Source organism: Pelomonas sp. KK5 (assembly GCF_001984095.1).
GTDB lineage: Bacteria > Pseudomonadota > Gammaproteobacteria > Burkholderiales > Burkholderiaceae_C > KK5.
Genome location: NZ_LYVQ01000216.1, coordinates 1 through 11318, shown reverse-complemented (window position 1 = coordinate 11318; position 11318 = coordinate 1). Strand labels below are relative to the sequence as shown.

The following is an 11318-nucleotide window of genomic DNA, read 5'->3' as shown; positions in this document are numbered from 1 at the left end:
GCGGCTGTAGCTCAGTTGGATAGAGTACTTGGCTACGAACCAAGGGGTCGTGGGTTCGAATCCTGCCAGCCGCACCAGAACAAGAAGAAATGAAACGGGTCAGACGTGCAAGCGTCTGACCCGTTTTCCATTTGGGCAGAATCAAGGACCATGCGCCGTCGCCTGTTCTGCCTGTCTTCCCTTCCCCTTCTTCTTTCTGCCACCTTGCAAGCCGCCGCTGCCGACGATCCGAACGATGCTCCGGTCAAGGGCTGGGCCGTCGCGATCGGCGGCGCGCTGCGCAATGACAACGACGAGGTCTGGCAGCGGGTCGTCGACCTGGCCGGCGGCCGCGGCGCGCGCTTCGTCGTGCTGGGCACGGCCTCGGAAGACCCGGAGGCCAGCGGCCGCTCGGTCGTGCGCCTGCTGGCGCGCCGCGGCGCGGTGGCCGAGCTGCTGCCGGTGGGCTACAAGTTTCCGGGCGACGTGCGCGATGCAGTGCGCGACCCGGCGCTGATCGACAAGGTGCGCAAGGCCCGCGGCGTGTTCTTCACCGGCGGTTCGCAGGAGCGCATCGTCGACGTGCTGCAGCCGGGCGGCCAGCGCACGCCGCTGCTGGATGCCATCTGGGACCTGTATCGCGACGGCGGCGTGGTGGCAGGCAGCTCGGCCGGCGCTGCGATCATGAGCCGGGCGATGTTCCGCGACGCGCCCAACATCGTCGACGTGATGAAGGGCAAGTGGAGCGAGGGCACGCAGGTGGACCGGGGCCTGGGCTTTGTCGGGCCGGACCTGTTCGTGGACCAGCACTTCCTGCGCCGCGGGCGCGTGGGCCGGATGATCCCGCTGATGCAGGCCAAGGGCTACCGCCTCGGTCTGGGTGTCGACGAGAACACCGCGGCGGTCGTGCACGGCGAGGAGATCGAGATCATCGGCGGCCGCGGCGCGCTGCTGGTGGACCTGGCCGGAAGCAGCACGGACGCGGCGCTGGGGGTGTTCAACGTGCGCGGCGCGCGGCTGTCCTACCTCGATCACGGCGACCTGCTGAACCTGCGCACGCAACACATCACCCCGTCCGCCGCCAAGCTGCGCGGCGAGCGGCTGCAACCCGGCGCGCCGGGCTTCGAGCCCTACTACACCGAGGATCGCTTCGACCTGGACATGCTGGGCGATTCGACGCTGGTCCATGCGATGGCCCAGCTGATCGACTCGAAGAAGCCCGAGGTGCAGGGCCTGGCCTTCGACGCCCGCGTGAAGGCCGGCGAGCCGCTGGCCGACCTGGGCTTCCACTTCCGCCTCTACAAGGCCGAGGACACGATGGGCTGGGGCAGCACGGAGGCCGGCGTCGAGGAGTACACGGTGCTCAACGTGCGGCTGGACGTGACGCCGGTGCGGATGCCGACGCCGCTGTTCGGGCAGTGGCCGCCGGCGCGCTAGGCTGCTAGCTGCGCCGGGTACCCAGCGCCAGCAGGCGGTCCAGGCCGGTGGCGATCTCGCTGGTGTCCCGGTAGCAGGGCTCGCCGTCCAGGCGGGTCTGCGCGGCGCCGCTGCGGGCTTCCTCGTAGGCCTGCAGGGCCTCGTCCCAGGCCTGGCGCTCGGCCGGGCTCAGGCGCTCGCGCATCAGGCGCAGGTCGCGCCGGTGCAGGCCGTCGCGGCCGGGGCGGATGTTGCGGCGGTAGCGCTGCAGCGCCAGATGGACGCGCATCGCCGCCGGGTCGATCTGGCGCCGCCGGCGAGCGGTGTCGCGGCGTTGCCAGGCAAGGGCGGTCAGCAAGGCCAGAGCGGCCGGAACAAGGACATACAGCTCCATTGGCCCAAGATTAGCCTGCCATCGGGCTAACGGCTTATGTCGACGGCATGGCGGGCGTGCACTAGTTCGCGCCCTCATGCAGCCGTCGCGCGTTGCTGCTAGGCTTGCGCGCTACCCAAGGACCGGGAGGACGCCGAGATGCCTCAGTTGAACGTCAATGGACGCCTGCGCGAGTGCGAGGCCGAGGATGACACGCCGCTGCTGTGGGTGCTGCGCGAGCAGCTCGGGTTGACCGGCACCAAGTACGGCTGCGGCATCGCCCAGTGCGGGGCCTGCACGGTGCACATCGACGGCGTGGCGCAGCGCTCCTGCGTGCGGCCGGTGTCGACGGTGACGGCCAAGGAGAAGATCGTCACCATCGAGGGCCTGGCGCCGGATGCCGGCCATCCGGTGCAGCGAGCCTGGGACGAGCTGGACGTGCCCCAGTGCGGCTTCTGCCAGAGCGGCATGATCATGGCCGCCGCCGCGCTGCTGAAGGCCAAGCCCAAGCCGACCGACGCCGACATCGACGCGGCCATGACCAATATCTGCCGCTGCGGCACCTACAACCGGGTGCGTGCCGCCATCCACCTGGCGGCCGGGCAGGTGCAGCGCAAGCAGATCGCCATCGCGATCCAGACGGAAGGCGGTGCGGCATGAGCACCACCTCGCGTCGCCATTTCCTGCAGGTCTCGGCCGGTGCCGCCGGCGGCCTGGTGCTGGGCTTCCACATTCCCGGGCTGGCCCAACAGGCGAGCGTGACGCCCGAGCTGAACGCCTGGGTGCTGATCGAGCCGGACGAGACGGTCGTGATCCGCATCGCCCGCTCCGAGATGGGCCAGGGCACGCTGACGGGCCTGGCCCAGCTGGTGGCCGAGGAGCTGGAATGCGACTGGGCGCGGGTGCGCACCGAGTACCCGACGCCCGGCCAGAACCTGGCGCGCAAGCGGGCCTGGGGCAATTTCTCGACCGGCGGCAGCCGCGGCATCCGCGAATCGAATGACTACGTGCGCAAGGGCGGGGCGGCGGCGCGGATGATGCTGGTCGCCGCGGCTGCCGAGCAGTGGCAATGCAAGCCCGAGGACTGCGCTGCGGCAAAGGGTTATGTCTCGCACAAGGGCACGAGCCGGCGCCTGAGCTACGGCAGCCTGGCGCGGGCCGCGGCCCAGTTGCCGGCCCCGACCGACATCGCGCTGAAGGACCCGAAGGACTGGACGCTGGCAGGCAAGCCGATGAAGCGCCTGGACACGCGCGGCAAGCTGGACGGCTCGCAGATCTACGGCATGGACCTGACCATGCCCGGCATGGTCAACGCCGCCGTGCGCGCCTGCCCGGTGTTCGGCGGCAAGCTGAAGAGCTTCGATGCGGCGGCGATCGCCAATCGCCCCGGCGTGAAGAAGGTGCTGCAGGTGGACGAGACCGCGGTGGCGGTCGTGGCGGACACCTGGTGGCGGGCCAAGACCGCGCTGGAGGCGCTGCCCGTCGTCTGGGACGAGGGCCCCAATGCCAAGGCCAGCAGTGCCGAGACGGCCGCGGTGCTGAAGGCCGGCCTGGACGCCAACGACGCCGTGGCCTTCAACACCAAGGGCGATGCCGTGGCCGCGCTGGCCGGCGCGGCCCGGCGCATCGAGGCGGTCTACGGCGTGCCGCACCAGAACCACGCGACGATGGAGGTGATGAACGCCACCGCGCTGTGGACGCCGGAGCGCTGCGAGGTCTGGACCCCGACGCAGAACGGCGAGGCCTCGCTGGCCGCGGTGATCGAGGCCTCGGGCCTGCCGGCCGAACGCTGCGAGGTCTACAAGCTGCACCTGGGCGGCGGCTTCGGCCGGCGCGGCGCCGCGCAGGACTGGATCACGCAGGCGGTCTCCATCGCCAGGCAGATGCCCGGCACGCCGGTCAAGCTGATCTGGAGCCGCGAGGAGGACATGCAGCACGGCCGCTACCACCCGGTCACCCAGTGCAAGCTGCGCGCCGGCATCGATGCCCAGGGCAAGCTGACGGCGCTGCACATGCGCATCTCGGGCCAGTCGATCGTGGCGGCGCTGTTCCCGCAGAACATCAAGAACGGGCTGGACCCGGCGGTGTTCCAGGGCCTCAACCCGAGCGGCCCGGAAGGCACTTTCAGCTATGCCGTGCCGAACCTGCTGGTCGACCACGCGATGCGCAACCCCTCGGTGCCGCCGGGCTTCTGGCGCGGCGTCAACCTGAACCAGAACGCGATCTACCTGGAGTGCTTCATCGACGAGCTGGCGGTGGCGCTCAAGCGCGACCCGCTGGCGCTGCGTCGCGAGCTGCTGGCCGATTCGCCGAAGAACCTGGCGGTGCTCAACGCGGTGGCGGAGAAGGGCGGCTGGGGCAAGCCGGCGCCCAAGGGCCACTACCGCGGCCTCGCGCAGATCATGGGCTTCGGCAGCTATGTGGCGGCCTGCGCGGAGGTGTCGGTCAGCAAGGGCGGGGAGCTGAAGATCCACAAGATCACGGCGGCGACGGACCCCGGCCATGCGGTCAACCCGCAGCAGATCGCCGCCCAGGTGGAGGGCTCCTTCGCCTACGGCCTGTCGGCGGCGCTGTTCGGCCAGTGCACGGTCAAGGACGGGCGCATCGAGCAGAGCAACTTCGGCGACTATCCGGTGATGAAGATGGAGCACATGCCGCAGGTGGAGGCGATCGTGATGCCCTCGGGCGGCTTCTGGGGCGGCGTGGGCGAGCCGACGATCGCGGTGGCGGCGCCGGCGGTGCTGAACGCGGTCTACGCCGCCACCGGCAAGCGCATCCGCGAGCTGCCGCTGCGGCTGCACAGCCTGAAGGCCTGAGGCATGCAGGGTCAGGTCTTGCTGGCCCTGGCCCTGGCCCTAGCGACGATGCCTGTGCGTGCGGTCGAGGTGATCGGCCTGGTCGGTGATGAGATCCCGCTGCCGCTGGAAGGGCGCGTCGGCGATGCAGCCCGCGGCCGCGCCATCGTCGCCAGCCGACAGCAGGGCCTGTGCCTGCTGTGCCACAGCGGGCCGATCCCCGAGGAACGCTTCCAGGGCACGCTGGCGCCGGACCTGGCCGGCGCCGGTACGCGCTGGAGCGCCGGGCAGCTGCGGCTGAGGCTGGTGGACGGCCAGCGGCTGAACCCGCAGAGCATCATGCCTGCCTACTACCGCAGCGAGGGCCTGCAGCAGGTGGGCGCCGCGTGGCGCGGCAAGACCATCCTCGATGCCCAGCAGATCGAGGACGTCGTCGCCTGGCTGGAGACGCTGAAATGAGGCGCCGCGAAGCCTTGCTGGGCCTGGCCCTGTGCTGGCGACCCGCTCTCGCCACGCGGGAGGAACTGCAGGCGGCGATCCTTCTCTACACCGGCGGCATAACGCCCAAACCCGGCGGCGTGCAGATCGACATCGCCCCGCTGGTCGAGAACGGCAATGCGGTGCCGGTGACGCTGCGTGCGGCCAGCCCGATGCTGCCCGATGACCATGTGCAGGCGCTGGCGCTGTTCAATGAGCTGAATCCGCAGCGCGACGTGGTGCGCTTCGCGCTGACGCCGGCCAACGGCCGGGCGGAGGTGTCCACCCGCATCCGGCTGGCGACCAGCCAGCAACTGGTGGCGCTGGCGAAGTTGAGCGACGGCAGCTGGCGCTCGCAGGCGGTGGACGTGGTGGTCACGTTGGCCGCCTGCGTGGAATGACATGGCCCGCGCGCTGATCACCCTGCCGGCCGAGGCGAAGCGCGGCGAGATCGTCGAGATCCGCTGCCTGATCGCCCATCCGATGGAGACCGGCTACCGCAGCGGCGACGACGGGCGCCGCCTGCCGCGCAACGTGATCCGGCGTTTCCGCTGCTTTTACGGCGGCGAGCAGGTCTTCGCGGCGGAACTGTTCCCGGCGGTGGCGGCGAATCCCCTGATCGCCTTCTTCCTGCGGGTGGGGGAGGCCGGCGAGTTGCGCTTCACCTGGGAGGGCGACAACGGTTTCAGCCAGGTCGAGACACGGACGCTGGTGGTGGCATGAGGCGGCTGGCGCCGGTGTTCGCCCTGCTGCTGAGTCTCGGCGTTAGCGCTGCCGAACCTCGCCGGAGCGGCTTCGACACCATGAGCCCGGCCCTGCAGGCGATGCAGCGCGACGACGCCGGCAACCCGGCCATGCTGTGGGTCGCCGGCGGCCAGGCGCTGTGGACGCAGTGGAACTGCGCGCGCTGCCATGGCGCGGCGCAGGCCTCGATGCGCGGCGTGGCGGCGCGCTATCCGGCCTTCGACGCGGGCCTGAAAAAGCCGGTCACGCTGATCGAGCGCATCCGCCAGTGCCGCCGCCGCGACGGCGCCGAGCTGGCGCCCGAGAGTGAGGAGGGCCTGAGCATCGCCGCCTACGTCGCGCTGCAGTCGCGAGGCCAGCCCGTCGCCCCGCCGGACGATGCGCGGCTGGAGCCCTTCCGCCGCCAGGGCCAGGTCTTGTTCGAGCGGCGCATCGGGCAGCTGAACCTGTCGTGCGCCCAGTGCCACGATGACCGCGCCGGCGGCAGGCTGGCTGGCGCGCTGATCCCGCAAGGGCACCCGACCGGCTATCCGCTGTACCGGCTGGAATGGCAGTCGCTCGGCTCGCTGCAGCGGCGGCTGCGCAACTGCACGAGCGGCGTGCGGGCGGAGCCCTTCGATGCGGACGAGCTGGTGGCGCTGGAGCTGTACCTGATGAAGCGTGCCGCCGGCATGTCGATGGATGCGCCCGCCGTGCGGCCTTGAGGACTCAGTGGCGCTTGTACTGCGTATCGCCGAACAGGTTCTCGCGGGCCTTCTCGTCCAGCAGCGGCTTGCGTTCGCGGGCCAGCACCTCGACGCCGCGCTGCACCGCCGGCCGCTTGGCGATCTCGTCGAACCAGCCCTTCAGGTGCGGATGGTCGGCCAGGTCCACGCCCTGGTTCTTCCAGGAGCGCAGCCAGGGGAAGATGGCGATGTCGGCGATCGAGTAGTCCTTGCCGGCGATGTAGGTGGAGGCGGCCAGGCGCTTGTCGATGACGCCGTACAGGCGTTTGGCCTCGTTGGTGTAGCGGTCGATCGCGTAGGGAATCTTCTCGGGCGCGTAGATGCGGAAGTGGTGCGCCTGGCCCAGCATCGGGCCCACGCCGCCCATCTGGAACATCAGCCATTGCAGCGCCTCGTACCTGCCGCGGGTGTCCGCCGGGAGCAGCCGCCCGGTCTTGCCCGCCAGATAGAGCAAAATGGCGCCGGACTCGAAGAGCGAGATCGGCCTGCCGTCCGGGCCGTCAGGGTCGACGATGGCGGGAATCTTGTTGTTGGGGCTGATCGCGAGGAAGCCCGGATCGAACTGGGCGCCGCTGCCGATGTCCACGGGGATCACCCGATAGGGCAGACCGCACTCTTCCAACATGATGTGGACCTTGTGGCCGTTTGGCGTTGGCCATGAATAGACTTCGATCACTGCGCGCTCCATGCGTTGCTACTCCATTCTCTGACTCATGGTTTTGGTAAAGCAAGTCAAACACTGGTTCGTCGCTCGTGCCAACGCCTCGCGCTGGCGGCCCATCCACGACTGGGCCGACGGGCGTAACGCCCAATTCAAGCTGACCAAGGACGGCCAGGGCTTCATGATCGAGCAGCCCAAGGGCCTGCCCGGCACGCTGCGCATCGAGTGGGGCCCGGCCCAGCGCGGCTACATCGGCGGCCAGGAGCTTCGCATGCGCTGCGAGATGAAGCTCAGCTCCGACCTGCAGCTGCTGGTGCTGTGCCGCGAGCTGATGGAGACGCTGGAGAAGGCCGTCTTCGAGGCCTACACCGACACGCTGAAGACCCGGGTGGACACCGACACGCCCGAGGAGATGCGCTGGCTGGTGATGTTCCCCAAGTACGCGCCGACCTCCAAGCTGGTGCTGCAGCGCTTCGGCTGCGTGGGCGTCAACAAGGAACTGACCAGCGCCTGGATCGAGGGTGATCTCAGCGAGACGCTGGCCCAGTCCTCGCAGGACCTGCTGCCCCAGGGGCAGCCCTTCGTGCTGATGACGATGCGCGGCAATGTCTACCTGCGCACCGCGATGGCGGAACCCGACCTGGCCAAGATCCAGCCGCTGGTGCGCCTGCTGGAGGTGGCCTGCCGGGAGGCCCAGCGGGTCAACGCCAAGCTGGCCGACGGCGGCGGCTGGCCGACCACCACCTCCGTGGCCTGGCAGAGCTCCCGCCCCGAGTGATCGACTTCTAGCCGCGCTCGGCGAAGGACCAGCCCAGCTCGGCCAGCGGCACGGCGCTCTTGCCGGCCTCCCGGGCGCGGTCGCTGGACGCCGTGCCGTCTTCCGCCCGCTTGGCGATGCCCTGCACGATGGCGGCCAGCCGGAACAGGTTGTAGGCCATGTAGAAGTTCCAGTCCTGCATGACCGCATCGGGATCCTGGCGGCCGGTGCGTTCGCAGTAGCGCCGCACGTAGCTGCGCTCGTCGGGGATGCCCAGCGCCGCGATGTCCACGCCGCCCAGGCCGCGGGCGGTGCCGGCGGCGGTGATGTGCCAGGACATGCAGTGGTAGCTGAAGTCGGCCAGTGGATGGCCCAGCGTGGACAGCTCCCAGTCCAGCACCGCGATCACGCGCGGCTCGGTCGGGTGGAAGACCATGTTGTCCATGCGGAAGTCGCCGTGGACGATGGAGACCTCGGATTCATCCCGCGCCGTGGCAGGGATGTGGGCGGGCAGCCATTCCAGCAGCCTGTCCATCGCCGGGTTGGGGCCGGTGACCGAGGCCAGGTACTGCTTGCTCCAGCGGCCGATCTGGCGCTCGAAGTAGTTGCCGGGCTTGCCATAACCGCCCAGCCCGACGGCAGCGAAATCGACGCTGTGCAAGGCGGCGATCACGCGGTTCATCTCGTCGTAGAGGGCGGCGCGCTCGGCATTGGCATAGCCGGGCAGCGACTGGTCCCACAGCACCCGGCCCTCCTTGAACTCCATGATGTAGAAGGCGCGGCCGATCACCGATTCGTCCTCGCACAGGGCCAGCATGCGGGGCACCGGCACGTCGGTCTGCGCCAGGCCGCTCATCACCGCGTACTCGCGCTCGATCGCATGGGCCGAGGGCAGCAGCCTGGCCACCGGGCCGGGCTTGCTGCGCATCACGTAGGTGCCGCTGGCGGCCGTCAGCTTGTAGGTCGGGTTGGACTGGCCGCCCTTGAACTGCTCGATCGTCAGCGGGCCGCGGAAGCCGTCGACATAACGGGTTAGCCAGGCGGCAAGGGCTTCGCTGTCCAGAGCGGTCGTGAGTGGGCGCGTCCCGGTGAAGGCTTCCATGGGTCTCCTTGGTTTTTCTGGATCTATCTTTCAGCGGCTGGAGATGGCCAGCAGCTTTTCCTTGCTCAGCACGACCAGGCGGGTCGGCTCTACGCGCACCGCGCCGTCGCGCTCGAAGCCTTTCAGCTCCTGGTTGACGCGCTGGCGCGAGGCGCCCAGCAACTGCGCGATGTCCTCCTGCGCCAGCTGCAGGCTGATGCGGATCTCCTCGCCCTGCTGCACGCCGTAGCTGCGCGCCAGCAGCAGCAGTTGCTTGGCCAGGCGGGCGGCCAGCGGACGGGTGTTGAGGTCCTCGATCTGGTCGAACATCAGGCGCAGGCGGCGGCAGTTCAGGCGCAGCAGGGCCTCGTAGAGCTCGGTGTGGCGCGACAGCAGGTCCTTGAAGTCGGCCTTGCGCACGATCAGCAGCGTGGTGTCGCCGTGCGCGCTGGCGTCATGGGTGCGCGGCATGCCGTCGAACAGCGCGATGTCGCCGAACCAGGTGCCGGGCTCCACATAGGTGAGCGAGATCTGCTTGCCCGACAGCGAGACCGAGCTGACCCGCACCGCGCCCTTGGCGACACCGAGCCATTCCTCGGCCGGCTCGCCGCGGCAGCCCATCAGCGTGCCGTCGGTGACGCGGCGCACGAAGGCGCGCGAGAGAATGTCGGCCCGCAGCGCGGGCGACAGCTTGGAGAACCAGGAGCCCGCGTCGATGGCGGCGCGTTCCTGGGCAGTGAGTACGGAGCTATTCATGCTTTGTCGCTGACGTGACAGCAGGGCGATGCCGTGATTGCCTATTGTCCACGAGCACACTGGCGCTGCCAGAACACAGGAGACACAGCACATGACCGGCACCCATCAACTTCCGAAGATTCCCAGCCGCCAGCAGGAGGTCAGCCCCGACGAATGGGCCTTGCGCGTGGACCTGGCCGCGGCCTACCGGCTGGTGGCGCTGTTCCGCTGGGACGATCTCGTGTTCACCCACATCAGCGCCCGCTTGCCGGGCCGGCACGACGAGTTCCTGATCAACCCCTACGGGCTGATGTTCGAGGAGATCACGGCCTCCAGCCTGATCCGCGTGGACATGCACGGCAACAAGCTCGACGAGTCGCCGTTCCCGGTCAACCCGGCCGGCTTCACGATCCACAGCGCGGTGCATGCGGCGCGCGAGGATGCCGGCTGCGTGCTGCACACGCACACGCTCAACGGCGTGGCCGTCAGCGCCCAGCAGGGCGGGGTGCTGCCGATCTCGCAGCAGTCGATCTTCGTGCTCTCGGGCCTGGGCTATCACGACTACGAAGGCGTGGCGCTGCGCGACGACGAGAAGCCGCGCCTGGTGGCGGACCTCGGCCCCAGCAACAGCTTCCTGATGCTGCGCAACCACGGCCTGCTGACGGTCGGCCGCTCGGTGCCCGACGCCTTCCTGCAGATGTACCTGTTCGAGACAGTCTGCAATATCCAGGTCCGCGCGCAGGCGGGCGGTGGCCCGCTGGTGCCGGTGAACCCGGCCATCATCGCCGGCGCGAAGCAGCAGCAGGCGCAGGTCACCAAGGGCCTGGGCGCGGGCCTGACCTGGCCGGGCCTGCTGCGCCGGCTGGACCGGCAGTTGCCGGGCTACGACAGCTGAGAGCCATCGCGATACAGGGCTCCCCCCGGAGTCCGGGTCCGTACGGGCAGTGACGTGCAAACCCCATGCTAGAGTGGCCCAAACCAATTTCCGCGCGGGCATGGACCGAGACAGCGTACTGCCTCCTAACGCCTTGCGCCCACTGACAACGGGCGCCCTCCTGGCCCCGTCCGCAATGGCGGCGGGGCTTGTCCTCGCGGCCCTGGTCCCCGCTTCCGCGCTGGCGCTTGGCGTCGGCAGCCCGCTGACCCATTCCTCGCTCGGCCAGCCGCTGAACCTGCTGTTCCCGCTGCGCCTGACGGCGGACGAGACGCTGGGCCCTGACTGCGTGCGGGCCGAGGTGCTGGCCGGCGAGGCCCGGGTACCGCAGGGCCTGCTGCAGTTCCGCCTGGAGAGCGACTCGCAGGGGCGCGTGCGCGGCGTGCGGCTGTTCAGCACGGTGCAGATCGACGAGCCCATCGTCACGGTCAACCTGAGCCTGGGCTGCCCGCCGCGGCTGACGCGGCAGTACACGGCCTTCGTCGATCCGCCCGATGCGCGGCCGCTGATGGCGGCGCCGGTGAACGTCGACGCAGTGCCGCCGGCCGCGGCGGACACCGGCATCGTTGCGGCGGCGCCTGCCGCGCAGCCACGAGTCTCGGCGCCGGAGCGGGTTTCGGCTTGGGCCGCGGCTTGGGTCT

The 11318-nt window shown here is 69.7% G+C and carries 14 protein-coding genes and 1 tRNA gene; 11 read left to right on the top strand and 4 right to left on the bottom strand.

From position 1 onward, the window contains the following. Together B0W88_RS25220 and B0W88_RS25215 are read left to right on the top strand one after the other, a co-directional pair. Window positions 1–77: transfer RNA gene (locus B0W88_RS25220), tRNA-Arg, on the top strand. Window positions 78–150: 73 nt separating this feature from the next. Continuing rightward, complete coding sequence (locus B0W88_RS25215) at window positions 151–1416, top strand: cyanophycinase (RefSeq protein WP_077037362.1); 1266 nt, start codon at window positions 151–153, stop codon at window positions 1414–1416. 4 nt (window positions 1417–1420) lie between these two features. Here the strand turns inward: B0W88_RS25215 and B0W88_RS25210 are convergent, their stop codons facing one another. Further along, window positions 1421–1753 (bottom strand): hypothetical protein, encoded by a 333-nt coding sequence (locus B0W88_RS25210; protein WP_144006956.1) that lies wholly within the window; start codon window positions 1751–1753, stop codon window positions 1421–1423. 174 nt (window positions 1754–1927) lie between these two features. Here B0W88_RS25210 and B0W88_RS25205 point away from each other — a divergent pair, with 174 nt between their 5' ends. The 6 genes from B0W88_RS25205 (at window position 1928) to soxA (ending at window position 6488) form a co-directional block, all read left to right on the top strand. Then, entirely contained in the window at window positions 1928–2428 is a 501-nt protein-coding gene (locus B0W88_RS25205) for a (2Fe-2S)-binding protein (RefSeq protein WP_077037360.1), read from the top strand. Continuing rightward, window positions 2425–4584 (top strand): molybdopterin cofactor-binding domain-containing protein, encoded by a 2160-nt coding sequence (locus B0W88_RS25200; RefSeq protein WP_077037359.1) that lies wholly within the window; start codon window positions 2425–2427, stop codon window positions 4582–4584. The genes B0W88_RS25205 and B0W88_RS25200 overlap by 4 nt, the downstream gene beginning before the upstream one ends. Before the next feature lie 3 nt (window positions 4585–4587). Next, complete coding sequence (gene soxX, locus B0W88_RS25195; RefSeq protein WP_077037358.1) at window positions 4588–5022, top strand: sulfur oxidation c-type cytochrome SoxX; 435 nt, start codon at window positions 4588–4590, stop codon at window positions 5020–5022. Continuing rightward, window positions 5019–5441 (top strand): thiosulfate oxidation carrier protein SoxY, encoded by a 423-nt coding sequence (locus tag B0W88_RS25190; RefSeq protein WP_144006955.1) that lies wholly within the window; start codon window positions 5019–5021, stop codon window positions 5439–5441. Before soxX ends, B0W88_RS25190 begins: the two co-directional genes overlap by 4 nt. 1 nt (window position 5442) lies before the next feature. Continuing rightward, window positions 5443–5763: a thiosulfate oxidation carrier complex protein SoxZ gene (gene soxZ / locus B0W88_RS25185; protein ID WP_077037356.1), complete on the top strand. Its 321-nt coding sequence runs from the start codon at window positions 5443–5445 to the stop codon at window positions 5761–5763. 80 nt (window positions 5764–5843) lie between these two features. Further along, the gene (gene soxA / locus B0W88_RS25180; protein ID WP_233151839.1) at window positions 5844–6488 is read left to right on the top strand and encodes a sulfur oxidation c-type cytochrome SoxA; all 645 of its coding nucleotides are present in this window, start codon (window positions 5844–5846) and stop codon (window positions 6486–6488) included. A gap of 4 nt (window positions 6489–6492) precedes the next feature. Here the strand turns inward: soxA and B0W88_RS25175 are convergent, their stop codons facing one another. After that, window positions 6493–7185, bottom strand: a complete 693-nt coding sequence (locus tag B0W88_RS25175) for a glutathione binding-like protein (RefSeq protein ID WP_198937934.1) — start codon at window positions 7183–7185, stop codon at window positions 6493–6495. Between the two features lie 43 nt (window positions 7186–7228). Between B0W88_RS25175 and B0W88_RS25170 the strand changes: the two genes are divergently transcribed. After that, window positions 7229–7948 carry a hypothetical protein gene (locus tag B0W88_RS25170; protein WP_077037353.1) on the top strand — a complete coding sequence of 240 codons (720 nt, stop codon included), beginning with the start codon at window positions 7229–7231 and terminating at the stop codon, window positions 7946–7948. A 7-nt stretch (window positions 7949–7955) separates the two neighbouring features. Here B0W88_RS25170 and B0W88_RS25165 read toward each other — a convergent pair whose 3' ends face one another. Both B0W88_RS25165 and B0W88_RS25160 read right to left on the bottom strand, forming a co-directional pair. Then, a complete protein-coding gene (locus B0W88_RS25165) occupies window positions 7956–9029 on the bottom strand; it encodes a phosphotransferase (RefSeq protein WP_077037352.1) in 1074 nt (357 codons plus the stop codon). A gap of 30 nt (window positions 9030–9059) precedes the next feature. Next, the gene (locus B0W88_RS25160; RefSeq protein ID WP_077037351.1) at window positions 9060–9764 is read right to left on the bottom strand and encodes a Crp/Fnr family transcriptional regulator; all 705 of its coding nucleotides are present in this window, start codon (window positions 9762–9764) and stop codon (window positions 9060–9062) included. Between the two features lie 91 nt (window positions 9765–9855). On the opposite strand from B0W88_RS25160, the gene B0W88_RS25155 reads away from it, so the two are divergent. Next, window positions 9856–10638: a class II aldolase/adducin family protein gene (locus B0W88_RS25155; protein ID WP_077037350.1), complete on the top strand. Its 783-nt coding sequence runs from the start codon at window positions 9856–9858 to the stop codon at window positions 10636–10638. Window positions 10639–10813: 175 nt separating this feature from the next. Further along, the coding region (locus B0W88_RS25150) for a FimV family protein (protein WP_369973929.1) at window positions 10814–11318 on the top strand (505 nt) is incomplete at its 3' end.